Raw genomic sequence first — 23912 nt, 5'->3', positions numbered from 1 at the left:
AATGCGGTATGCAAGCGTTGTTGTGGATGTCCCGGCAAAAGGCACGGACAAGCTATTTGACTACGAAATTCCAAATAAATTCGCTGGCGTAATCCAGCCTGGCATGAGGGTCATCGTTCCTTTCGGCTCCCGCAAGCTTACTGGATTTGTAGTTCAGTTAAAAAATGAAACAGATATTGACAGTGTGAAACCGATCCATTCGCTTTTTGATCCGGAACCGGTATTAAATCATGAACTGTTAGAGCTTGGCGCATGGCTTAGTGAAACGACTCTTTGCTATAAAATCACCGCTTTTCAGGCAATGCTTCCGGCTGCGATGAAAACGAGGTACATAAAAGAAATCAAGCCATCGAGCTCCGCTCAATTGGAGGATTTGCCTGAAGAGATCAGGACTGCTTTCGAAAAAGGAGGGCCGCTTTCATGGGAGGATTTACCTTCATCGCTTGTCGCCGTCGTTCAAAAGGAGATTCGTAATGGGAATTTGCAAATCGATTATCGTGTCGAACAAAAGCAAAAAAAACGGCTTGTGAAATATGTAAAGCCTCTTTTGCCGGTTCGTGAGCTTGAAGAACAGCTTCAGCATTTGCCAGCTCGCGCCCATAAACAGAAAGAGGTTATTCAATTTTTTATTGATCATCCTAATCCGATTTTATTAACGGAGTTGACGAACAGCATACAAGGAGCTTCAATTGCCGTCAAAGCGTTAATTAAAAAAGGTATTTTGACAGAGGAGCAAGTAGAAATTTACAGAGATCCTTATGAGCATAAACAGTTTCCGAGAACGAAGCCTTTACCGTTAACTGACGAACAAAAACGTGCAATGGAGCCGATTTTAGACAAGCTGAATCGACACGAGCACGAAGTATTTTTAATGTATGGGGTCACGGGAAGTGGCAAAACGGAAATTTATTTGCAAGCGATCGAGAAGGTATTGAATGAAGGAAAAGAAGCGATCGTGCTAGTACCTGAAATATCGTTGACTCCTCAAATGGTTCAGCGGTTTAAAAGCAGATTTGGCAGCCAGGTTGCTGTTCTTCATAGCGGGTTGTCCAGCGGGGAAAAGTTCGATGAATGGCGGAAAATTTACCGGAAAGAAGCGAAGCTTGTCGTCGGGGCGAGATCAGCAATTTTTGCCCCGTTTCAAAATATCGGCATCATTATTATTGATGAAGAGCATGAAACTAGCTATAAACAGGAGGAAAGTCCTCGGTATCATGCAAGGGACGTTGCCATTTACAGAGGGAAATATCATCAATGTCCAGTCATTTTAGGAAGCGCCACTCCGACGCTTGAATCATTTGCGAGAGCACAAAAAGGCGTTTATACGTTGTTAACTTTAAAAGAACGCGTCAACCGCCGTCCTCTGCCGGAAGTCCATATTGTCGACATGCGGGAGGAGCTGAGAAACGGCAACCGATCGATGTTTTCAAGAACGTTGTTTGAAAAGCTGACAGATCGCTTGAAGAAAGGAGAGCAATCTGTACTTTTATTAAACAAGCGCGGCTATTCTTCCTTCGTCATGTGCAGAAATTGCGGACATGTCATAGGATGTCCTCATTGCGATATTTCCCTTACTTATCATCGGCATGGGGAAAAGCTAAAATGCCACTATTGCCAATTCGAAACAGCCATGCCGTCTCGATGCCCAGAATGTGGAAGCGAGCATATTCGCTTTTTCGGAACAGGAACTCAGCGTATCGAGGAAGAGCTCAACAGGCTTATCCCGGAAGCGCGTGTCATACGGATGGATGTCGACACGACCAGCCGTAAAGGAATGCATGAAAAGCTTTTAAACGCATTCGGCGAAAAAAAAGCAGACATCCTGCTTGGAACACAAATGATTGCAAAAGGATTGGACTTCCCTGATGTCACATTGGTCGGAGTGCTTTCGGCTGACACGATGCTCCATCTTCCTGATTTCCGGTCTGGAGAAAAAACGTTTCAATTATTAACGCAAGTAAGCGGAAGAGCAGGCCGGCATGAGCTTCCGGGGGAAGTGGTGATTCAAACTTATACGCCTGAGCATTACTCCATTCAATTGGCAAGCTTGCATGATTTTGAAACATTTTATCGACAGGAAATGAAAATGAGAAAATCTTTTGCCTATCCGCCCTATTATTTTCTCATTCTCATTACCGTTTCCCATCCAAATGCGATAAAAGCAGCTGAAGTAACGGAGAAAATTGGACAATATTTAAAGCTTCATTTATCAAATGAGGCGCAGATCCTCGGTCCTGTCAGTTCGCCAATACCGAAGATGAAAGATAGATATCGATTTCAATGCATGATAAAATACAAACGGGAAAAAAACTTGTATAAAACACTGAAATTATTGTTCGAGCATTATGAAGAGGACATGTCGCAAACGGATTTAAAATTGATGATTGATCTAAATCCGTATACCATTCTATAAATTGGTTATGTAAATTGTTAGCATCATATCTAGTTTTTAGATGTCGATGAGTTGGAAACAATAGAAGGGAGATATGTATGGCGAAAATTATATTTATGGGCACGCCTGACTTTGCTGTACCAGTGCTAAATCGAATCGTAAAAGACGGTCATGACGTTTGTGCGGTTGTCACACAGCCAGACCGCCCGAAAGGAAGAAAAAAACAATTGACGCCTCCGCCTGTAAAAGTGGCTGCAGAACAACATAACATTCCAGTGTTTCAACCTGAAAAAATCCGTCACAAAGAAGAAATAGAAAAAATTTTGGCGTTAAAACCCGACTTAATTGTAACGGCTGCTTTTGGTCAAATTTTGCCAAAAGAGATTTTGGACTCACCGAAATATGGCTGTATAAATGTACATGCTTCTCTTTTGCCTGAGCTGCGAGGCGGAGCACCCATTCATTATGCCATCATGCAAGGCAAAAAGAAGACGGGAGTTACGATCATGTATATGGTGGAAAAACTGGATGCCGGAGATATTTTAACACAAGTCGAAGTTCCAATTGATGAAAGGGATACGGTTGCTACATTGCACGACAAATTGAGCGAAGCAGGCGCCAATCTTTTATCACAAACGATACCGAAAATTTTAGAAAACAGTATAACTCCAATTCCGCAAGATGAAACGAAAGCCACATTTGCCTGGAATATTCAAAGGGAACAGGAAAAAATCGATTGGACGAAAAGCGGTGAAGAGGTGTACAACCACATTCGCGGGTTAAATCCTTGGCCAGTTGCCTACACGGTTTTGAACGGAAAGACGATTAAAATTTGGTGGGGAGAAAAAGTGAAGAAAGAACACCAAGCAGAGCCTGGAACAATTGTTTCCGTCGACAAGGACGGTTTCGTTGTTGCAACAGGAAATGACGTTTCCATTAAAATTATTGAGCTTCAGCCGTCCGGAAAGAAAAAAATGAGCTGCGAGCAATTTTTAAGAGGAACGCAAATTGAAATAGGGATGACATTCGAATGAAAAAACGAAATGCAAGAGAACTAGCAATGGATTTACTAGTGGCCATCGAAGAAAAACAAGCATACAGCAACCTGCTGCTAAACACATGGATTGATAAATATGAATTGGAGCAAAAAGATGCTGCTTTATTGACAGAGCTTGTCTACGGAACCATCCAGCGGAAGCTGACTCTTGATTACTATTTATCGCATTTTCTAGAGAAAAAGAAAAAAATTAGCAATTGGGTGATCCAGCTTTTAAGAATATCGCTTTATCAAATGGTGTATTTAGATCGGATTCCTGACCGCGCGGTTCTTTATGAGGCAGTGGAAATCGCCAAAAAGAGAGGACATAAAGGGATTGCGGCTCTAGTAAACGGTGTTTTGCGAAATATACAACGAAAAGGCCTCCCTACCATTAAAGATATACAAGATCCGATTGAGCGTATAGCGGTAAAGACAAGCGCTCCGAAATGGCTTGTCGAACGGCTTGCGAGTCAATACGGGTTTGAGACTGCGGAAAATATATTATCCTCGCAGCTTTTGCATGCTAAACAGACAGCTAGAGTGAACAAGCTGAAAACGACAGTTCCTCAGGCGATCGCTGCTTTGGAAAAAGAAGGAATAAAGGCGGTAAAGGGAAAGCTGGTTGATGAGGCCATCGAAGCTGTAAAAGGAAATTTAGCGAATACGAGCCTCTATCAAAAAGGCTGGTTCACCATTCAAGATGAAAGCTCGATGCTCGTCTCGCTAGCTTTACATGTAAAAGAAGGAGAGCAAATTTTGGATGCATGTGCAGCTCCGGGAGGGAAGTCAACTCATATTGCAGAGCTTTTGAATAATACGGGTAAAGTCGTCTCCCTAGATTTGCACGAGCATAAAATCCAGCTCATCGAAAAACAAGCATCAAGGCTTGGGCTCTTGAATGTAAGCGCAAAAGTGCTGGACAGCCGCAACGCCTCGGAGCATTTTCCGCCAAACAGCTTCGATAAAATTTTAGTGGATGCACCGTGCAGCGGATTCGGTGTCATAAGAAAAAAACCGGAAATTAAATATACGAAAACAGAAGAAGATATTCTTTCTTTAACATCAGTGCAAAAAAAGATATTAGCTTCCGTAGCTGATTTGGTGAAGCCTGGAGGTTTGCTTGTTTATAGCACTTGCACAATAGATAAACAAGAAAATGAGGAGATGATAAAATATTTTTTAAAGGAGCATGATGACTTTCAATTAGATGAGACGTTAAAAGATCGAATGCCGGAAAAAGTTCGACAATACGTCGAAAACGGCTTTGTGCAAATTTTGCCGCAATATTTCAATACCGACGGATTTTTTATCGCGGCTTTGAGAAGGAAGGTACAATGATGGACAAGATGCAAGTAAAACCATCTATTTATTCGTTAAAATATTCCGATTTAAAAGAATGGCTTGAACAACAAGGCGAAAAAAGCTTTCGAGCAGCACAAATTTTTGAATGGCTGTATAAAAAACGCGCTGCCTCTTTCGATAAAATGACCAATTTGCCAAAGTCATTGAAGGAAGCATTGGCGGAGCATTTCGATTTGACAACATTGAAAACAATTGTTAAGCAAACGTCAAAAGACGGCACGATGAAATTTTTGTTTGAGCTCCATGACGGCTATTCCATTGAAACGGTGTTAATGAGGCATAATTACGGAAACTCAGTATGTGTGACAACACAAGTTGGCTGCCGAATCGGGTGCACCTTTTGCGCTTCCACATTAGGTGGATTAAAAAGAAATTTATCTGCGGGGGAAATTGTAGCTCAAGTCATAAAAGTGCAGCAAATTTTAGATGAAATCGGCGAACGAGTCAGCCATGTCGTCATAATGGGGATTGGAGAGCCTTTTGACAACTATGAAGAAATGATGTCATTTTTAAAAATCATCAACGACGAAAAAGGATTGAACATTGGCGCCCGCCACATTACTGTTTCAACGAGCGGAATTATCCCTAAAATTTATCAATTTGCTGATGAAAATTTACAAATCAATTTAGCTATTTCCCTCCATGCACCGAATACAGAACTGCGCACAAAGCTAATGCCGATCAATAAAGCTTTTAAGCTTCCTGATTTAATGAAGGCAGTCAAATATTATATTGACAAAACAGGGCGGCGAATTTCATTTGAATACGGACTGTTTGGAGGCGTAAATGATCAAGTGGAGCACGCACTCGAGCTTGCTGAGCTAATAAAAGATTTAAAATGCCACGTGAATTTAATTCCAGTCAACTATGTTCCGGAGCGGAATTATGTTCGCACGAGCAAAAATCAAATTTTTCGATTTGAACGGACATTAAAGGAACAAGGGATTAATGTCACGATCCGAAGAGAACATGGACACGATATTGATGCAGCTTGCGGACAGTTAAGGGCAAAAGAGCGAAAAATAGAGACGAGGTGAATAAATGAAAACCGCTGTTTTTACTGACAAAGGGAAGGTCAGAACCCATAATGAAGACGCCGCAAGTGCCATTCTTAACCGACACGGGCAAATTTTAGCTGTCGTGGCTGACGGAATGGGTGGCCACCTCGCAGGCGATGTCGCAAGCAGAATGACGATCGAGCATTTTGAAAAAAGCTGGAACGAAGCGGAAAAAATGGAACATCCCGAGCAGGCGGAGCGCTGGATAAACGATCATATTGCCGAAGTCAACGAAGAACTTTTGACATATGCGAATGAACATAAGGAATGTAAAGGAATGGGCACGACGTTTGTCGGCGCCATCTGTACTGAAAGCTTTGCTACAATCGCCCACATTGGCGACAGCCGATGCTATTTGTTAAATAAAGCCGGTTTTGCTCAAATTACCGATGATCATTCATTAGTGAACGAGCTTGTGAAATCGGGACAAATTTCAAAAGAGGATGCGAAAGAGCATCCGCGAAAAAACATTTTATTGAAGGCTCTCGGCACAGAACAATCTGTCGATGCAGATATTAAAACAGTCGGCCTAGAAGTAAACGATTATTTGCTTCTTTGTTCTGACGGTTTATCGAATAAAGTGCAGGAACATGAAATGGAATCAATTTTATCATCCGACCAATCACTGGAAGAAAAAGCGAAGGAATTAATACGGCTAGCAAATGAAAACGGCGGCGATGACAATATTTCTGTCATTATTTATAAACATGTCATCGGCCACGAGAGTGATGGAACATGCTGATCGGCAAGCGGATTAGCGGCCGTTATAAAATTTTGAAAGTGATTGGCGGAGGAGGAATGGCAAACGTTTATTTAGCAAGAGACATTATTTTAGAACGCGACGTTGCCATTAAAATTTTACGATTAGATTTTTCAGATGATGATGAGTTTATACGAAGATTTAGGAGAGAGGCACAATCGGCAACAAGCCTTGCCCATCCGAATATCGTCAGCATTTACGATGTCGGCGAAGAAGATAACATTTACTACATCGTGATGGAGTATGTGGAAGGCAAGACGTTAAAGCAGTACATCCAGCAAAATGCACCTTTGCATCCTAGAGAAGCATTAAATTTAATGGAGCAAATCGTATCAGCCATTGCTCACGCACACGAAAATCAAATTGTCCATAGAGATATAAAGCCGCACAATATACTTATTGACAACCTCGGGAACATTAAAGTGACCGATTTTGGGATTGCTATGGCTCTGACATCAACAACCATTACCCACACTAATTCCGTGCTGGGCTCTGTACATTATTTGTCGCCTGAACAAGCGAGAGGTCAGATTGCAACAAAAAAATCTGACATTTATTCGCTCGGCATCGTCCTGTATGAAATGCTGACAGGCAGGCTCCCTTTTGACGGGGAATCGGCCGTATCAATCGCTTTAAAGCATTTGCAATCAGAAGCTCCGTCTCCAAAGAGATGGAACCCTGAGATCCCCCAAAGCGTCGAAAATATTATTTTAAAGGCGATGGCGAAAGACCCTCTTCACCGTTATTCCTCTGCGGAAGAAATGGGAGAAGATATTCGTACTGCCTTTAATACAGACAGATTAGATGAAAAGAAATTTGAAATACCTGATAACGACGAAAAAACGATCACCCATCCGATTGTTTTACATGATATACCTGAAACTGGGGAACAAACAATCATTCATCATGCAAAGGATCGAAAGTCGACGGGAGCAGAAAAGGAACAAAAGCATGAAAATATTGTAAGCCCTAAGAAAAAAAGAAAATGGCTGAAAATGTTATGGATGACGACAACTGTAGTCATCATAGCCATCATTTTAGCACTTCTCGTTCTTCCTAAACTAATCCTTCCAAAAGATGTAGAAGTGCCTGATGTGAGAGGGAAAACATATGAGGAAGCTGTCAACCAATTGCTGAAGGAAGGATTTGATGTCAAAGACACGATTTTGTTGGAAAACGATGAAATTGAAGAAGGATATGTCATAAGGACAGAACCAGAAGCAGGAGAAATGGTAGAAGAAGGTTCTTCTATTATCATTTATGAAAGTGCAGGCAAGAAAAAGGTGACGCTTGATAATTATATCGGGAAGGATATCGAAAGAGTAAGACAGCTCCTTGAAGTAAAAGGATTTTCCAACATTACAGTATTGGAAGAATATAGCGGAGAAGAGGAAGGAACTGTCATTGACCAATCTCCGAGTGAGGGAGCAGAGCTCATTCCTGATGAAGATGAAATTACATTAACCGTGAGCAAAGGACCGAGAAAAATCACGCTTGCAGATTTAACGGGATACACAGAAGAAGCTGTTAAGGACTATGTGGAAAAAGAAGGTTTATCTTTTTCAAAGAAAGAAGAACATTCCGATGAAGTTCCTGCCGGTCAAGTGATTTCCCAATCACCGAGTGCAGGAAAAAAAGTGCTTCCAGGTGAAAAAATAGAAGTGGTTATTTCCTTAGGTCCGGAAGAAAAGCCGGACAAAAAAGTCGTCCGTGAAGTAGAGATCCCGTTTGATCCCGAAATTCACGGCGAAGAAGCGGAAGTGGGTATTTATATCAATGATGCTGAGCATTCTATCGGTGAACCTTATGAAACATTTAAAATATCAAAGCCTACCAAAAAGAAAATTGAGCTGACGATTCAACCTGGTCAATCCGCTTATTATCAAGTTTTGCTGAATAATGAAGTGGTGAAAACTGAAACAGTTCCTTATCCTGAAAATTAATGAAAAAGGAGGTCATGTATGCCAAAAGGCAAAATTGTTAAAGCGTTAAGCGGATTTTATTACGTATTAGCTGAAAATAAGCTTTATCAATGCAGGGGAAGAGGGGTGTTTCGAAAAAATAAAATTTCCCCTCTAGTAGGAGATGAAGTTATTTTTCAGGCGGAAAATGAAAAAGAAGGCTATATTCTAGAAATTTTGCAAAGAAAGAATGAATTGATCCGTCCGCCCATTTCAAACATTGATCAAGGGATCTTAGTTTTTTCCGCTGTAAGTCCAGATTTTAGCGCCAAGCTGCTGGATCGCTTTTTGGTGTTAATGGAAGCCAAAAACATTCGCCCGATCATTTGTATTACAAAAATGGACTTAATTGCAGATCATGTAATAGATGAAAAGATTCGTCAGTTTGCCAAAGATTATAAAAAAATTGGCTATCCTGTCTTTTTGATGACTACAAAAGAGCCTGAAACAGTTAAACAGGTCATTCCTTATTTAAAAGACAGCATTTCAGTGATTGCCGGGCAATCTGGAGTTGGCAAATCCTCCATGTTGAACTGCCTGGATAACCGTTTGCAATTGAAGACAGGAGAAATTTCCGATCATTTGGGGAGAGGAAAGCATACAACGAGACATGTAGAGCTCATTTCATTGGGAGGGGGACTAGTCGCCGATACGCCCGGATTTAGTTCGCTGGAGTTTACGGGTATAGAAGCTGCTGACTTGCCGAATTGCTTTCCAGAGATAAAAGAATTTAGCATTCAATGTAAGTTTCGAGGCTGTCTCCATCAAAAGGAGCCAAAATGCGCCGTTAAAGAAGCGGTTGAAAATGGCGATATTTCCACCTACAGGTACGAACATTATCTTCAGTTTTTAGAAGAGATAAAAGAAAGAAAGCCGAGGTATTGAACATGGTTAAAATTGCACCTTCGATTTTATCCGCAGATTTTTCTAGATTGGCAGAAGAAATTATTGATGTGGAAAAAGGAGGAGCGGATTACATTCATGTTGACGTGATGGACGGCCACTTTGTGCCGAATATTACGATCGGTCCGCTCGTTGTGCAAGCGATCCGCCCAGTGACCAAGCTGCCGCTTGATGTTCATTTAATGATTGAACAGCCTGATCGTTATATTCCTGCTTTTGTTGAAGCAGGAGCCGACTTGTTGTCCGTTCATGCGGAAGCCTGCCCGCATCTTCATCGAACGATCCATTTAATCAAATCGAATGGAGTGAAAGCAGGTGTTGTTTTAAATCCACATACTCCTGTATCGATGATCGAGCATGTAATAGAAGATGTTGATCTCGTGCTTTTGATGACGGTTAACCCTGGATTTGGCGGACAAGCGTTTATTCCATCAGTCATCAAAAAAATTCAGCAAGTTTCTAGCATCTTGAAAGAAAGAAATTTGCAAGTTGAGATCGAAGTGGACGGCGGCATCAACGCTGAAACAGCCAAATTGTGTGTGGAAGCTGGAGCAAATGTGCTTGTGGCAGGATCAGCCATTTATAATGAAAAAGATCGCAAACAAGCGATCAAATCTATAAGAGGAATGTGAAAGAACCGTTTATATGCGGTTCTTTTCACATTTAAAGGAAAAAATTTTTCATTTTTAAGTTGATTCATCAATAAATGTCATGTACTTTTTTATTTTTTTCATGCATAAAGATATTGTAAGAAAAGTTGATGAAGACGTTCTAATTAGTATCTAAAATACGGATGATGAATATGCTACTTATAGACGTTTTTTAGATTTCTCATGGGGAGGGTAAATATAAATGAGATTTTATACAATTAAGCTTCCGAGGTTTTTAGGAGGAATTATACGGGCAATGCTCGGTTCATTTAAGAAAGATTAAAGAAGCACCTATCAAGGTGCTTTCTGTTTGTAGACAAAGCCAAATGGTGTGAACTCTACAAGCTTTTTTTATACCAAATTATATTGTGGGGATTTACCATTATGTTAGAATGTTCGGCTTCAACTGGAAAAAATAATAGAGGACCCCGATTAAGTGCATGTTGCCTTCGTTTTTTTAGCAAACTGTCAACAAATGCAGCAAATGGCAGGGGTTTTTGTCTTCAATATTAAAAAGCTGCCTCATTTTTCTTCCATCTTTTTTGTGTAAAAAGAATTTTTTTAATTTAAGTAGACTTTATGCGGTTGATTTTGTGTATGCCAAAAGGAACACGGATCGCGCTGAAGAAAGGCAAACTGTTTAAGAAAGTGGAATGTATTCCGATCGTTAATATGTAGTAAATAACCTATGTAGTTTTTTTAGCAGTTTGAAAAAATTTCATGTTAAAGTGGATTTTAAAGTTGCAGAATTCGCCTAAAAAGAAGAATGTGCTTGAAGAAATGTGACATTGGGAGTGCTTCAAAAGGTGAATAAAGAGTATTGAAACAAAACGGGCAGTTTGTTAAAGCGCCGATTTTTTAAACGCTTATTTTCGAAATACTTTTGATCAGAAGATATCGGGATTCGCCGATTTCTTCTGATCATAATACAACCTCTTGTCGTCTAACTTTTGTTTTATACACGCTCAACTTTTCCAGATTTAAGAGCACGTGCAGAAACGTATACACGTTTTGGCTTTCCATTCACAAGAATACGCACTTTTTGAAGGTTCGCTCCCCATTTGCGTCTTGAAGCGTTCATAGCGTGAGAGCGTGTATTGCCAAAGCTTGTTTTTTTGCCAGTAATCACGCATTTACGAGCCATTTCTATACCTCCTAACTTGCAAGGAAATTGCTATTTTGACAATGTTTCAAGATACTATAATAATGTAACATACACCCTTGATCATTGCAATATAAATTCACCTCACTTTCAAGAATTTACGCTTGACATCATCATGTATTAATGCTCTTATTATGTAGGGAGCCATGACATTTCTTTAAATCCAAATCATCATATAGTAAAATGTTTGTAATGAACGTATGCTAAAGGAGGAACTCGAATGTCCATCGAATTAAAAACGAAATATGGCCAGATCGAAATTTCGAATGATGTAGTCGCACAAGTTGCCGGCGGTGCAGCTGTTGATTGTTACGGAATTGTCGGAATGGCTTCCAAAAATCAAATTAAAGACGGACTCTCAGAAATTTTACGGCGAGAAAATTTCAGCCGTGGAGTGATCGTCCGCCAAGAACAAGAGAGCGTTCATATTGATATGTATATTATTGTCAGCTATGGAACAAAAATATCAGAAGTTGCTCATAATGTTCAAACAAAAGTGAAATATACATTAAATCAAATTCTTGGATTATCTGTCGATTCCATTAACATATATGTGCAAGGGGTTCGTGTAACGAATCCGTAGAGAAGGAGGAAACATTTGTGGCCAATACTTTGCTTGATGGGAAGCGCTTTGCGGAAATGGTGATTCAAGGAGCGAATCATCTATCTAATAATGCGAAAGTGGTGGATGCGTTAAACGTTTTTCCTGTTCCGGATGGGGATACGGGAACAAACATGAATTTATCCATCACAGCTGGAGCAAAAGAAGTACAAAAACATGTTTCATCAAATATCGGTTCTGTAGCTTTAGCATTTGCAAAAGGTCTGTTAATGGGCGCGCGTGGAAATTCTGGGGTTATTTTATCCCAGCTTTTTCGTGGGTTTGCAAAAGCGGTTGAAGGAAAAGAATCGATCAATGCGGATGAATTTGCTAAAGCTTTTCAAGCAGGTGTTGATACTGCCTATAAAGCTGTTATGAAGCCTGTTGAAGGGACCATTTTAACGGTTGCAAAAGATGCTGCGAAAAAAGCTGTTAAAACAGCTAAATCAACCGATGATCTGACAATTGTTATGGAAGAAGTGGTAAAAGAAGCAAAGGAGTCATTAAAGAGAACGCCTGAGCTTCTGCCTGTCCTAAAAGAAGTGGGCGTTGTGGATAGCGGTGGACAAGGACTTGTATTTATTTACGAGGGATTTTTGGCAGAATTAAAGGGAGAGAAAATTTCCGAATCCCCTAAGCTTCCTTCGATGGACAAACTGGTAAGTGCAGAGCATCATAAAAATGCACAAAGTCATATTAATACAGAAGATATTAAATATGGATATTGTACAGAATTTATGGTTCGGTTTGAAAAAGAAAAAGAGCCGTTTTCTGAAAAGAAATTTCGCGAAGATTTATCCCGGTTCGGAGATTCGCTTTTAGTAATTGCCGATGATGAACTTGTCAAAGTACATATCCATTCTGAACAGCCTGGCGAGGTATTGACATACGGGCAGCGCTACGGCAGCTTATTGAATATGAAAATTGAAAACATGCGCGAGCAGCATAGTACAATTGTCAATAATCAAACGGAAAATGTATTATCTACTGAACCGGCGGCACCCAAAAATGAAAAGTACGGAATTATCGCGGTTGCCATGGGCTCGGGAATTTCCGACCTTTTTACATCAATTGGTGCAACAAAAATTATTGAAGGCGGCCAGACGATGAATCCAAGTACGGAAGATTTTGTAAAGGCTGTCGAACAGTTGAACGCAGAGAATATTATTATTTTGCCGAACAATTCCAATATCATTATGGCAGCCAATCAAGCAGCACAAATAACTGATAAAAATATAAGAGTCATTGAAACGAAAAGCGTTCCTCAAGGATTATCCGCCCTGTTGGCTTTCAATCCTGAACTCGGTTTAGAGGAAAACGTAAAGGCGATGGAGGAAGCAAGCAGGAATGTGAAAACAGGACAAGTCACATATGCTGTAAGGGATACAAGTATTGACGGACTTGCGATAGAAAAAGGAGACTTCATGGGGATTTACGAGAAAACCATCGTCGCAAAAGATAAAAGCAAGCTTGAAGCTGCCAAAAAGTTGTTGGATCAAATGATCGATGAAGAGGATGAAATATTGACGATTCTCCAAGGAGAAGATGCATCCGAAAACGAAGTAGACCAATTAGTCCAACATGTTGAAAATCATTATGAACATATCGAAATTGAGGTTCATAATGGAAATCAGCCATTATATTCTTATATTTTTTCAGTTGAGTAGAGCAGGAGGGCTTCGGCCTTCCTCTTTTTATTTCACGGTTTAAGTATTTTTGGTAAACTAAATATCGATATTTCAAACGGTTTTAAAGGAGGTTTCCCGCGGCTAAGTTCAAAGCTGCAAACAGAACATGAACCAATTGCTACAACCGGTCACAGCGGTTAAAGGGGTAGGAGAACAAACAGAACGTTTGCTACATGATATGGGAATACATACTGTTTCTGATTTGCTTTATTATTTTCCTAATCGCTATGAAGACAACCGTTTAAAGGATCTTGCTGAAGTGAAGCATAAAGAAAGAGTGACAGTCGAAGGCAAGGTTTACAGCGAGCCATTGCTGACCTATTACGGAAAGAAGCGGTCACGTCTTTCCTTTCGCCTACTTGTCGGCCGTTATGTTGTCACTGCAGTTTGTTTTAATAGACCATATTACAAACAGAAGCTTGCCATTAATCAGGTTGTTACCGTCTCTGGCATTTGGGACCGCAATCGGCAAACTGTCAATGTTCAACAGATTCATTTTGGGCCTCATAAGCAAAATCAAGAAGTAGAACCCGTTTATTCAGTCCGCGGAAAGCTGACTGTTTCAGAGCTAAAACGGATTATCAGGACCGCCATCCAGTCGTATTCCAGTTTTATTCCAGAAAATTTGCCGGAAATGCTCAGGAAGCGATATAAATTGCCGATGAAAGAAGAAGCGGTAAGAGCCATGCACCTTCCCAAAAATGCCGATGAACTGAAACAAGCAAGAAGAAGATTTGTTTATGAAGAATTTTTATTATTTCAATTGAAAATGCAGGCGATTAAACATTTTCGCAGGTCTTCCTCAAGAGGAATTTCTCATCATTTTGATCGAAAAGAATTGCAATCCTTTATCGACACGCTTCCTTTTTCATTAACAAACGCACAAAAGCGTGTCGTTTCGGAAATTTTATCCGATATGTCTTCACCCTACAGAATGAACCGCCTTCTTCAAGGAGATGTTGGATCAGGGAAAACCGCAGTTGCTGCCATTGTGATGTATGCCGCTGTGTTAAGCGGCTATCAAGCGGCATTGATGGTTCCAACGGAAATTTTAGCTGAGCAGCATGCGAAATCATTGTCAAATCTTTTTTCGCATACGTCTGTCCGCATCGCTTTATTAACAAGCTCAATCAAAGGGAAAAAACGAAAAGAACTGCTTCTTCAGTTGAAATCCGGGGACATTAACATGATCATAGGGACGCATTCCCTTATTCAGGAGGAAGTGAATTTTTGCCGTTTAGGGCTTGTGATTACGGATGAACAGCATCGGTTCGGCGTCAATCAGCGAAGAATATTGCGGGAAAAAGGAGAATTTCCAGATGTGTTATTTATGACGGCAACTCCTATTCCAAGAACTCTTGCTATAACTGCATTTGGTGAAATGGATGTTTCCATCATTGATGAAATGCCTTCCGGAAGAAAGAAGGTAAAAACATATTGGGTTCGGCCGGAAATGTTAACCCGAATTCTAATATTTATTGAAAAAGAAGTGAAAAAGGGCCATCAAGCGTATGTGATTTGTCCGTTAATTGAAGAATCGGAAAATTTGGATGTTGAAAATGCTGTGACAGTGCACAGTCAATTAACTCAATTTTATCAGGGCAGAATTCAAATCGGCCTTTTGCATGGGCGCATGTCACAAGAAGAGAAAAATCAGGTGATGATGGATTTTAGCGAAAATAAAGTGCAAGTTCTTGTCTCCACGACAGTAGTGGAAGTGGGCGTAAACGTACCGAATGCCACGGTCATGTTAGTTTACGATGCGGAGCGGTTTGGTCTTGCCCAGCTCCATCAGCTGAGAGGAAGAGTTGGCCGGGGAAGCTTGCAATCCTATTGCATACTGCTTTCAGATCCGAAATCAGAAATAGGAAAAGAAAGAATGAGAATTATGACGGAAACAGATGACGGCTTCCGTTTAGCTGAAAAAGATTTGGAGCTTAGAGGTCCAGGAGATTTTTTCGGCAAAAAACAAAGCGGCATACCAGAGTTTAAAATCGCCGACATGGTCCATGATTACAGAGCGCTTGAAACTGCGAGATCTGACGCTGCCCAACTGATTCAGTCTGATGCTTTTTGGAAAGATGAACAATTTGCGCCGCTCCGCGATGATTTAGAGGCTTCCGGAGTGTTGAGCGGAGAGAAGCTGGATTAGCCAAAAAAGAATTCATTGTTGCAAACTTATTTCTTTGATTATATACTTGTTATTAGTACCTAGTCTTAATACTAGTCGGACGGTGTAAAAAATGAGACGCAGTAAAAAGGAAAGACAGCGTTTATTGTTGGAAACAATTCAAGAAACGCCTTTTATTACAGATGAAGAATTAGCTGAAAAATTTGGCGTCAGCGTCCAAACCATCCGTTTGGACAGACTAGAACTGTCGATCCCGGAATTAAGAGAACGAATCAAGCATGTCGCTGAACGAAAACTTGAAGATGAAGTCAAATCCCTTCCGATTGATGAAGTGATCGGTGAAATTATTGATCTTGAGCTCGATAAATCAGCTATTTCGATTTTTGATGTTAAAAAAGAGCATGTTTTTAGCCGAAATCAAATTGCACGCGGCCATCATCTATTTGCACAAGCGAACTCTCTTGCCGTTGCTTGCATTGATGATGAATTGGCATTAACGGCTAAAGCGACAATCCGTTTCACACGGCAAGTAAAAGAAAATGAGCGCGTTGTCGCAAAAGCAAAAGTCACTCGCATTGACCGAGATAAAGGCCGCACGTTTGTTGAAGTAAACAGCTATGTCGGCAACGAACTCGTTTTTTCAGGTGAATTTGAAATGTTCAGATCTGCGAATCAATCTAAAAAGGAAGGGGCAAAACATGAAGATAGCCATTGATGCAATGGGGGGAGACAACGCGCCTCAAGCGGTTGTAAAAGGAGCATTAAGAGCGCTTGATGAATTTTCTGATTTGGAAATTGAATTAATCGGAAATGAGTCGCTGATCACTCCATTGTTAGAAGGTAGACATACAAACATTTCTATTTTTCATACAGAAGAAAAAATTGAAAATGATGACGAACCTGTTCGGGCTGTGCGCAGAAAAAAAAATGCGTCGATGGTCATTATGGCTGAAAGAGTTCGCGACAAAAAGGCGGATGCCTGCATTTCAGCTGGGAATACAGGCGCGCTTATGACTGCCGGTCTGTTTATTATCGGCCGTATAAACGGCATCGACCGGCCGGCGCTGGCACCAACGCTGCCGACCCTTGATGGAAAAGGCTTTGTGATGCTCGATGTCGGCGCTAATGCAGATGCGAAAATGGAACATCTTGAGCAGTATGCAATCATGGGCTCCGTTTATGCAGAAAAGGTGAGAGGGATCAAATCTCCGAGAGTTGGCTTGCTCAACATTGGAACGGAGGAAAAAAAGGGGAACGAATTAGCTAAACAGGCTTTTCAACTTCTGTCTCAATCGCCGATCAACTTTGTCGGCAATGTAGAAGCGCGCGACCTGCTGAAAGGAGCGGCTGATGTTGTAGTAACGGACGGTTTTTCAGGAAACATTGCTTTGAAAGCCATTGAAGGCACAGCACTTTCGGTATTTGCCATGATGAAAGAGGCGTTGACAAGCTCTTTTACAGCGAAAATTGCTGCAGCTGTTTTGAAGCCGAAATTAAAAGGACTAAAGAAAAAAATGGATTATTCAGAGCATGGCGGGGCTTGCTTATTCGGGCTGAAAGCACCGGTGATCAAAGCCCACGGTTCATCCGATGAGCTGGCTATTTTTCATGCTATTCGCCAGGCTCGGGAAATAGTGGCAAACTCCGTATCTTCAACGATAGAAGAAACGATTCAGAACATGCAATTGAAAGGGGATTGACAATGGGGAAAACTGCTCTTCTGTTTCCGGGACAAGGCTCTCAGCAAGTCGGTATGGGAAAAGATTTTTTTGATCAAGTTCCCATTTCCAAGGAAATTTTTCAAAAAGCAAATGAACGTTTAGACTTTGATTTAACTTCTATTATTTTCAACGGTCCGCAAGAAGAATTGACGTTAACATACAATGCACAGCCTGCACTGCTGACGACAAGCGCTGCGATTTTTGAAGCATTGAAACAGTATGAAGTCGTTTTTGATTATGTTGCCGGACACAGCCTGGGTGAATATACAGCATTAGTGGCGGCAAACGTCATGACAGTTGAAGATGCAGTCTATGTTGTAAGAAAGCGCGGTGAACTGATGGAAAAAGCGGTTCCTGCAGGAGAAGGATCCATGGCTGCCGTTTTAGGTATGGTGCAGGAAGAACTTGAAAACATAACAAAACAAATCTCGAATGAAGGCACACTAGTACAACTGGCAAATTTAAATTGTCCCGGGCAAATCGTTATTTCTGGAACAAAAGAAGGAGTACAAAGAGCTGGGGAGCTTGCTAAAGAAAAGGGCGCCAAGCGGGTAATCCCGCTGGAAGTAAGCGGTCCATTTCATTCTGAATTGATGAAGCCGGCTGCCAGCGAGCTGTCCAAAGTGCTTGATGAAGTGACCATTCAAGATGCATCCGTTCCTGTCATCGCGAACGTGACTGCTGCTCCTGTTCAAAATAAAGATGAAATCAAGAGCCTTTTGATTGAGCAGCTTTATTCTCCTGTTCGATGGGAAGAAAGTGTACGGTCGATGATTCAAGCAGGGGTGACAACGTTTATTGAAATCGGTGCTGGAAAAGTTCTGACAGGTCTTGTCAAAAAGGTGGATCGCAGCGTTAAAACATACAATATTTTTGATTTGTCATCATTAGAAGCAGTTGTTCATGACATAAAGGAGGTATGATTATGCTTTCAGAGAAAACGGCCCTTGTAACGGGAGGAAGCCGCGGAATCGGCCGAGCGATTGCTATTGATCTTGCCAAAAATGGCGCGGATGTTGCTGTAAATTACTCTGGTAATGAGGAAAAAGCCAATGAAGTGGTAGAAGAAATTGAATCCTTAGGACGGAAAGCTTTTGCCATTCGCGCTAATGTTGCAAATGCTGATGAAGTAAACAGCATGGTCAATGAAGTAATCGAACGATTCGGCCGTCTCGACATTCTTGTAAATAATGCCGGAATCACGAAAGATAATTTGCTTATGCGAATGAAAGAATCAGAATGGGACGACGTGATCAACATAAATTTAAAAGGCGTTTTCAATTGTACAAAAGCGGTCACAAGACAAATGATGAAGCAGCGTTCCGGCAGGATCATCAACATCGCATCGATCGTCGGTATAGCTGGTAATGCTGGCCAGGCAAACTATGTAGCGGCTAAAGCCGGGATTATCGGACTGACGAAGACGACTGCGAAGGAGCTGGCGGGCCGAAATATTACAGTAAATGCTGTAGCGCCAGGTTTTATTTCAACCGATATGACGGATCAGCTCCCCGAACAAATAAGAAATGAAATGCTCAAACAAATTCCGCTCGGACGTTTCGGCGAGCCGAATGATATTGCCAATATGGTAACATTCATAGCTTCTGATAAAAGCTCCTATATGACAGGGCAAACACTTTGTCTCGACGGCGGAATGGTCATGTATTAATTTTGAATTCGTTGTAGTAATATGAAGACAAATCTTCTATAATACTGGAGGGAGGTGAAAGTTATGGCAGATGTATTGGAGCGTGTTACGAAGATCATCGTCGACCGTCTCGGAGTTGATGAATCTGAAGTAAAGCTTGAATCCTCTTTTAAAGACGATCTCGGCGCTGATTCCCTTGACGTTGTTGAACTTGTTATGGAATTAGAAGATGAGTTCGGCATGGAAATTTCCGACGAAGAAGCGGAACAAATTGTGACTGTAGGGGATGCAGTTAATTACATACAGAGCAAACTATAATTGCATGTTTTTAAAAAGTCCCGTATCTTTGCGGGGCTTTCTCCCTTTTCATCCCTTTTTTTGTTAACATAAAGTAGAGGTTGTTTCATTTGTTTAGAAAATGGAGGTAACGTATGCCTAACAAAACAAATTTTAAAAAAAATTTTTTAAAAAAAATAGAAAAGTTTCGTGATTTCCAAGCAAAAATCGGCATTACGTTCACGAATGAAAAGCTCTTATTTCAGGCTTTTACACATTCATCCTATGTGAATGAGCATCGCAAAAAACCGTATGAAGACAATGAACGGCTGGAATATTTAGGTGATGCAGTATTGGAGCTGACGGTTTCGGAGTACTTGTATAAAAAATATCCGACAATGTCTGAAGGCAATTTAACAAAGCTGAGAGCTGCCATTGTTTGCGAGCCATCGCTTGTTACTTTTGCCAACGAGCTTTCTTTTGGCGAACTCGTTTTGCTCGGAAAAGGAGAGGAAATGACTGGGGGACGCGGTCGTCCAGCTCTTTTAGCTGATGTCTTTGAGGCATTTATCGGCGCTTTGTATTTGGATCAAGGTCTTGAGTCAGTCACTTCTTTTTTAAATAAGGTCGTTTTCCCGAAAATCGACGAAGGTGCTTTTTCTCATGTGATGGATTTTAAAAGCAGATTGCAAGAGCTTATTCAACGTGACGGAAAAGGTGTTTTGGATTATAAAATTTTGGAAGAAAAAGGCCCCGCTCATAATAAAGAATTTGTTGCAACCGTATCTTTAAACGGAGAGGTGATCGGTTCAGGAGTGGGCCGTTCCAAAAAAGAAGCAGAACAGCATGCAGCTGAACAAGGATTGCAAAAATTAGGCGAATTCCCCCAAAAATAAACGGGGGGATTTTTTATTGATATTGCTCCGATCATTTTTTGTTATGGTAAAATAGGAAAGACTTATTTGGAATGAAAGGGGATCACCATGTTCCTCAAACGTTTAGATATCGTAGGATTTAAATCTTTTGCAGATCGGATCAGCGTTGATTTTGCTGGCGGTGTTACCGCTGTTGTCGGCCCAAATGGGAGCGGAAAATCGAATATAACAGAAGCTATTCGATGGGTTCTTGGGGAGCAATCAGCAAAATCATTAAGAGGATCCAAAATGGAGGATATTATTTTTGCTGGAAGCGATACTCGCAAACGTTTAAATATGGCGGAAGTCACGTTAACTCTTGATAACGGCGATCAGTTTTTGCCGATCGATTATCATGAGGTAAGTGTGACAAGAAGAGTTTACCGATCTGGAGAAAGTGAATTTTTTATAAACAAGCAATCTTGCCGCTTAAAAGATATTATCGACCTGTTCATGGATTCCGGTCTCGGAAAAGAAGCGTTTTCAATTATCAGCCAAGGAAAGGTTGAAGAAATTTTAAGCGCGAAACCGGAAGATCGGCGGACAATTTTTGAAGAAGCGGCTGGTGTGCTAAAATATAAAACCCGAAAAAAGAAAGCTGAAATAAAACTTGCTGAAACTGAAGAAAATTTAAATAGAGTTCAAGACATTTTATATGAACTGAATGCGCAAATTGAGCCCCTTAAAATGCAGGCATCTATTGCAAAGGATTATTTGGATAAAAAGGAAGAACTGAAGCAGCATGAGGTCGCTCTTCTCGCGCATGAAATTGAAGAGCTTCATGATAGATGGGAAGTATTGAAGCGTTCGGTCGAAGAAAATCGCGATCGCGAACTAGAGCTGACATCGCAAATACAAAAAAAAGAAGCGAATCTGGAAGAAATGCGGGATCAAATCAGTGCATTGGATGAATCAATCAATGATTTGCAGCAAGTTCTTCTTTTGGCAAGCGAAGAACTGGAGAAGCTTGAAGGGAAAAAAGAAGTTTTAAAAGAAAGAAAAAAACATGCGGCGCAAAACGAACAGCAGTTGAAAGAGCAAATCGCTGAGCTGACTGAACAAATAAATCAATTATTAAAAGAAAAAGAAGAGCAAAAAAGCGTCTATGAAACATGCGAAAAAGAAGTAAAAGAACTAAAATCCTTCCTGCAAAAAAAAGAAAACGAGCTGCTAAGCCTAGATGGAAACATCGAGGAAAAGCTTGAGCAGCTAAAAAGTGACTATTTTGAAAAATTAAATGAACTGGCAAGCGCTCGAAATGAAATCAATTATATTGAGGAGCAGCTAAGCATGCGAAAAGTCAAAGCAGACCGCTTAGACGAGGCAAACGAAAAATATATTTCCGAAAGAAAAAAGCTGAAAAAAGAGAAAGGGAAAATAGAAGCACAGCTTTCTAAAATCGGAAAAACATTACAAAATCAGCTTTCCTCTTATCATACAGGCTTAAAAACGTTGGAAAGCCTAAAACAACAATATGAAAAGAAGGAATCGCTGCTTTATCAAGCATATCAATATTTACAAAAAGCAAAATCAAAAAAAGAAATGCTAGAGGCGATGCAGGAGGATTATACCGGTTTCTTCCAGGGGGTCCGTGAAGTTTTAAAAGCAAAAAACAAGTTAAAAGGCATACATGGTGCTGCTATCGAGCTGTTGACAACGAAACATGAATATGAAACAGCCATTGAAATTGCTCTTGGCGCGGCAAGCCAGCATATAGTCGTTGACGATGAAGAATCGGCAAGACAGGCGATTGCGTTTTTGAAGAAAAATGCATTCGGCAGAGCGACGTTCCTTCCTTTATCTGTCATCAAAGGCCGCTCAATCCCGAAATATCAGCTTTCCATTGCAGAAAGCCATCCTGATTTTATCGGGATAGCGTCTCAACTCGTGGAATATGAATCAGCATATAAGCCGATCATAGAAAATCTGTTAGGAAACGTTATTATTGCAAAAACGTTGGAAGGGGCAAATGCGATTGCCAAACAAATTCAGTACTCGCACCGAATTGTTACGCTTGAAGGCGATGTAGTCAATCCAGGCGGATCGATGACAGGAGGAGCGGTGAAGCAGAAATCACCTTCTTTCCTTACCAAAAACCGAGAGCTTGAGTCGATTCGCGACAAAATTGCGGAAATGGAAGAAAAGACAGCTTCGCTCGAAAAAGAAGTAAAAAATTTGAAGCAATCGATTGCCAAAAAAGAGAAAGAGCTTGATGATCTGCGGGAAGAAGGATCTTCTTTGCGAATGGAAGAGCAAGCTTTGAAGGGCAGCTTGAGGGAAATTGAATTAAAAGAGCGAAATATTAATGATCATTTGAAGCTTTACGATGCTGAAAAAATCGCCTATGTAGAAGAACAGGAGAAGTTAGATGAAAGAAAAACAAAATTGCTGTCCTCCATCGAACAAATGGAAGGACAAATACAACAGCTAGATTCAGAGATTCGTCAGCTGGCCGAGAAGAAGGAGAAACAGCAAAAATCAAAGGAAGAATGGATGCAGGAAATAACAGAGCTCAAAATTATTCTTGCAGGAAAAGAGGAATCCTTTAAAAATAGTAAGGAACAATTAGCACGCCTTGAAAAAGAATATCATCTGGCGAATCAAAAAAAGAAAGAGGCGGAAAAAGATTTACAACTATTATTGGATGAAATCGACCGCGATCACTCTGGTGAAATCCAATTGGAAGAAATAAAAAAGGAGAAGCTTGAGGACAAAAATAAAACAATTGAATTGATCGCATCCCGCAGACGCCAGCGAATGAGCATGCAAGAAGAGCTGGAACGAGAAGAAAAAGAATGGAAAGAACTGAAGCGCGCTCATAAACAACTGACGGACGTTCTAAAAGATGAAGAAGTGAAATTAAACAGGCTGGATGTGGAGCTTGATCAGCTCTTGAATTATTTGCAAAATGAGTATAAGCTAACTTTTGAAGCAGCAAAGGCCCGCTTTCCTTTACAGATGGAGAAAGAAGAGGCGAAGAAAAAAGTAAAGCTGATTAAACTGGCATTAGAAGAGCTTGGAACCGTAAACTTAGGGGCAATTGATGAGTACGAGCGGGTGCGTGAACGGCATGAGTTTTTAACAGAACAGAGGGACGATTTATTGAATGCAAAAGAAACTCTTTTTAAAGTCATCGCCGAAATGGATGAAGAAATGAAAAAGCAGTTTTCCCAAATGTTTGCCAAAATACGTTCTCAATTCGATATCGTTTTTAAAGAACTGTTCGGAGGCGGAAAAGCGGATTTAATTTTGACAAATCCCGACGATCTGTTAAACACCGGAGTGGACATTATTGCTCAGCCTCCAGGGAAAAAACTGCAATATTTAAGCCTGCTGTCCGGAGGCGAACGCGCTTTGACCGCAATTGCCCTTCTATTTTCCATATTAAAGGTACGTCCTGTTCCGTTTTGTGTTCTCGATGAAGTAGAGGCGGCATTGGATGAAGCAAACGTTCAAAGATTTTCTAAATTTTTGAAGCGTTTCAGTGAGAATACTCAATTTATTGTCATCACCCACCGGAAAGGGACGATGGAAGAAGCGGATGCTTTATATGGTGTGACAATGCAAGAATCGGGAGTGTCAAAAGTTGTATCCGTCCGCTTGGAAGATACAGTTAGATATGTGAAATCGTCGTGAAAGGAAGAAA

Annotated in this window: 20 protein-coding genes; 19 read left to right on the top strand and 1 reads right to left on the bottom strand. The window is 40.8% G+C overall.

Going from position 1 to position 23912, the window contains the following annotated elements; translation table 11 throughout:
* The first annotated feature begins 1 nt into the window (after position 1).
* From priA to spoVM, 9 genes are all read left to right on the top strand, one after another.
* On the top strand, positions 2-2413 hold the full coding sequence (priA, locus tag NSQ44_RS11010) for a primosomal protein N' (RefSeq protein ID WP_144597708.1): 2412 nt from the start codon (positions 2-4) through the stop codon (positions 2411-2413).
* 77 nt (positions 2414-2490) lie between these two features.
* Positions 2491-3426, top strand: coding sequence for a methionyl-tRNA formyltransferase (fmt, locus tag NSQ44_RS11005; protein ID WP_340857061.1), 936 nt, complete (start codon positions 2491-2493; stop codon positions 3424-3426).
* Positions 3423-4769 carry a 16S rRNA (cytosine(967)-C(5))-methyltransferase RsmB gene (gene rsmB / locus NSQ44_RS11000; RefSeq protein WP_340857060.1) on the top strand — a complete coding sequence of 449 codons (1347 nt, stop codon included), beginning with the start codon at positions 3423-3425 and terminating at the stop codon, positions 4767-4769. Before fmt ends, rsmB begins: the two co-directional genes overlap by 4 nt.
* Positions 4766-5830, top strand: coding sequence for a 23S rRNA (adenine(2503)-C(2))-methyltransferase RlmN (rlmN, locus tag NSQ44_RS10995; RefSeq protein WP_066246552.1), 1065 nt, complete (start codon positions 4766-4768; stop codon positions 5828-5830). Before rsmB ends, rlmN begins: the two co-directional genes overlap by 4 nt.
* Before the next feature lie 4 nt (positions 5831-5834).
* Positions 5835-6593: a Stp1/IreP family PP2C-type Ser/Thr phosphatase gene (locus tag NSQ44_RS10990; protein WP_063388449.1), complete on the top strand. Its 759-nt coding sequence runs from the start codon at positions 5835-5837 to the stop codon at positions 6591-6593.
* Positions 6587-8554: a Stk1 family PASTA domain-containing Ser/Thr kinase gene (pknB, locus tag NSQ44_RS10985; protein WP_340857059.1), complete on the top strand. Its 1968-nt coding sequence runs from the start codon at positions 6587-6589 to the stop codon at positions 8552-8554. Before NSQ44_RS10990 ends, pknB begins: the two co-directional genes overlap by 7 nt.
* Positions 8555-8572: 18 nt before the next feature.
* Positions 8573-9457 carry a ribosome small subunit-dependent GTPase A gene (gene rsgA / locus NSQ44_RS10980; protein WP_340857058.1) on the top strand — a complete coding sequence of 295 codons (885 nt, stop codon included), beginning with the start codon at positions 8573-8575 and terminating at the stop codon, positions 9455-9457.
* Positions 9458-9459: 2 nt separating this feature from the next.
* The gene (gene rpe / locus NSQ44_RS10975; protein ID WP_340857057.1) at positions 9460-10107 is read left to right on the top strand and encodes a ribulose-phosphate 3-epimerase; all 648 of its coding nucleotides are present in this window, start codon (positions 9460-9462) and stop codon (positions 10105-10107) included.
* A gap of 220 nt (positions 10108-10327) precedes the next feature.
* A complete protein-coding gene (gene spoVM, locus NSQ44_RS10970) occupies positions 10328-10408 on the top strand; it encodes a stage V sporulation protein SpoVM (RefSeq protein ID WP_063388445.1) in 81 nt (26 codons plus the stop codon).
* A gap of 672 nt (positions 10409-11080) precedes the next feature.
* Here spoVM and rpmB read toward each other — a convergent pair.
* Positions 11081-11269 (bottom strand): 50S ribosomal protein L28, encoded by a 189-nt coding sequence (gene rpmB / locus NSQ44_RS10965; RefSeq protein WP_063388444.1) that lies wholly within the window; start codon positions 11267-11269, stop codon positions 11081-11083.
* Between the two features lie 238 nt (positions 11270-11507).
* Here rpmB and NSQ44_RS10960 point away from each other — a divergent pair, with 238 nt between their 5' ends.
* The 10 genes from NSQ44_RS10960 to smc all read left to right on the top strand — a co-directional run bounded on the left by NSQ44_RS10960 (position 11508) and on the right by smc (position 23902).
* Entirely contained in the window at positions 11508-11870 is a 363-nt protein-coding gene (locus tag NSQ44_RS10960; RefSeq protein WP_063388443.1) for an Asp23/Gls24 family envelope stress response protein, read from the top strand.
* 17 nt (positions 11871-11887) lie between these two features.
* A complete protein-coding gene (locus NSQ44_RS10955) occupies positions 11888-13555 on the top strand; it encodes a DAK2 domain-containing protein (protein WP_094246066.1) in 1668 nt (555 codons plus the stop codon).
* 127 nt (positions 13556-13682) lie between these two features.
* Positions 13683-15728, top strand: coding sequence for an ATP-dependent DNA helicase RecG (recG, locus tag NSQ44_RS10950; protein WP_340857056.1), 2046 nt, complete (start codon positions 13683-13685; stop codon positions 15726-15728).
* 91 nt (positions 15729-15819) lie between these two features.
* Positions 15820-16422 carry a transcription factor FapR gene (gene fapR / locus NSQ44_RS10945; RefSeq protein WP_063388440.1) on the top strand — a complete coding sequence of 201 codons (603 nt, stop codon included), beginning with the start codon at positions 15820-15822 and terminating at the stop codon, positions 16420-16422.
* The gene (plsX, locus tag NSQ44_RS10940) at positions 16406-17407 is read left to right on the top strand and encodes a phosphate acyltransferase PlsX (RefSeq protein WP_340857055.1); all 1002 of its coding nucleotides are present in this window, start codon (positions 16406-16408) and stop codon (positions 17405-17407) included. Before fapR ends, plsX begins: the two co-directional genes overlap by 17 nt.
* A gap of 2 nt (positions 17408-17409) precedes the next feature.
* A complete protein-coding gene (gene fabD / locus NSQ44_RS10935) occupies positions 17410-18351 on the top strand; it encodes an ACP S-malonyltransferase (protein ID WP_063388438.1) in 942 nt (313 codons plus the stop codon).
* A gap of 2 nt (positions 18352-18353) precedes the next feature.
* Entirely contained in the window at positions 18354-19097 is a 744-nt protein-coding gene (gene fabG / locus NSQ44_RS10930) for a 3-oxoacyl-[acyl-carrier-protein] reductase (protein ID WP_340857054.1), read from the top strand.
* A 63-nt stretch (positions 19098-19160) separates the two neighbouring features.
* Positions 19161-19394, top strand: a complete 234-nt coding sequence (locus NSQ44_RS10925) for an acyl carrier protein (protein WP_063388436.1) — start codon at positions 19161-19163, stop codon at positions 19392-19394.
* Between the two features lie 113 nt (positions 19395-19507).
* Complete coding sequence (rnc, locus tag NSQ44_RS10920) at positions 19508-20248, top strand: ribonuclease III (RefSeq protein WP_327862772.1); 741 nt, start codon at positions 19508-19510, stop codon at positions 20246-20248.
* A gap of 87 nt (positions 20249-20335) precedes the next feature.
* Positions 20336-23902 (top strand): chromosome segregation protein SMC, encoded by a 3567-nt coding sequence (smc, locus tag NSQ44_RS10915; protein ID WP_340857053.1) that lies wholly within the window; start codon positions 20336-20338, stop codon positions 23900-23902.
* Positions 23903-23912: the final 10 nt, after the last annotated feature.

The organism is Aeribacillus sp. FSL M8-0254, assembly GCF_038008845.1.
Lineage (GTDB): Bacteria > Bacillota > Bacilli > Bacillales > Aeribacillaceae > Aeribacillus > Aeribacillus composti.
Note: the sequence above shows the minus strand (reverse complement) of the source record. Positions and strands in the feature narration are given on the sequence as shown.

What these genes read in the sequence shown, in the direction of transcription:
- priA (WP_144597708.1), top strand. Translation starts at nt 2, where the DNA reads ATGCGGTATGCAAGCGTTGTTGTGGATGTCCCGGCAAAAGGCACGGAC.
- fmt (WP_340857061.1), top strand. Translation starts at nt 2,491, where the DNA reads ATGGCGAAAATTATATTTATGGGCACGCCTGACTTTGCTGTACCAGTG.
- rsmB (WP_340857060.1), top strand. Translation starts at nt 3,423, where the DNA reads ATGAAAAAACGAAATGCAAGAGAACTAGCAATGGATTTACTAGTGGCC.
- rlmN (WP_066246552.1), top strand. Translation starts at nt 4,766, where the DNA reads ATGATGGACAAGATGCAAGTAAAACCATCTATTTATTCGTTAAAATAT.
- NSQ44_RS10990 (WP_063388449.1), top strand. Translation starts at nt 5,835, where the DNA reads ATGAAAACCGCTGTTTTTACTGACAAAGGGAAGGTCAGAACCCATAAT.
- pknB (WP_340857059.1), top strand. Translation starts at nt 6,587, where the DNA reads ATGCTGATCGGCAAGCGGATTAGCGGCCGTTATAAAATTTTGAAAGTG.
- rsgA (WP_340857058.1), top strand. Translation starts at nt 8,573, where the DNA reads ATGCCAAAAGGCAAAATTGTTAAAGCGTTAAGCGGATTTTATTACGTA.
- rpe (WP_340857057.1), top strand. Translation starts at nt 9,460, where the DNA reads ATGGTTAAAATTGCACCTTCGATTTTATCCGCAGATTTTTCTAGATTG.
- spoVM (WP_063388445.1), top strand. Translation starts at nt 10,328, where the DNA reads ATGAGATTTTATACAATTAAGCTTCCGAGGTTTTTAGGAGGAATTATA.
- rpmB (WP_063388444.1), bottom strand. Translation starts at nt 11,269, where the DNA reads ATGGCTCGTAAATGCGTGATTACTGGCAAAAAAACAAGCTTTGGCAAT.
- NSQ44_RS10960 (WP_063388443.1), top strand. Translation starts at nt 11,508, where the DNA reads ATGTCCATCGAATTAAAAACGAAATATGGCCAGATCGAAATTTCGAAT.
- recG (WP_340857056.1), top strand. Translation starts at nt 13,683, where the DNA reads ATGAACCAATTGCTACAACCGGTCACAGCGGTTAAAGGGGTAGGAGAA.
- fapR (WP_063388440.1), top strand. Translation starts at nt 15,820, where the DNA reads ATGAGACGCAGTAAAAAGGAAAGACAGCGTTTATTGTTGGAAACAATT.
- plsX (WP_340857055.1), top strand. Translation starts at nt 16,406, where the DNA reads ATGAAGATAGCCATTGATGCAATGGGGGGAGACAACGCGCCTCAAGCG.
- fabD (WP_063388438.1), top strand. Translation starts at nt 17,410, where the DNA reads ATGGGGAAAACTGCTCTTCTGTTTCCGGGACAAGGCTCTCAGCAAGTC.
- fabG (WP_340857054.1), top strand. Translation starts at nt 18,354, where the DNA reads ATGCTTTCAGAGAAAACGGCCCTTGTAACGGGAGGAAGCCGCGGAATC.
- NSQ44_RS10925 (WP_063388436.1), top strand. Translation starts at nt 19,161, where the DNA reads ATGGCAGATGTATTGGAGCGTGTTACGAAGATCATCGTCGACCGTCTC.
- rnc (WP_327862772.1), top strand. Translation starts at nt 19,508, where the DNA reads ATGCCTAACAAAACAAATTTTAAAAAAAATTTTTTAAAAAAAATAGAA.
- smc (WP_340857053.1), top strand. Translation starts at nt 20,336, where the DNA reads ATGTTCCTCAAACGTTTAGATATCGTAGGATTTAAATCTTTTGCAGAT.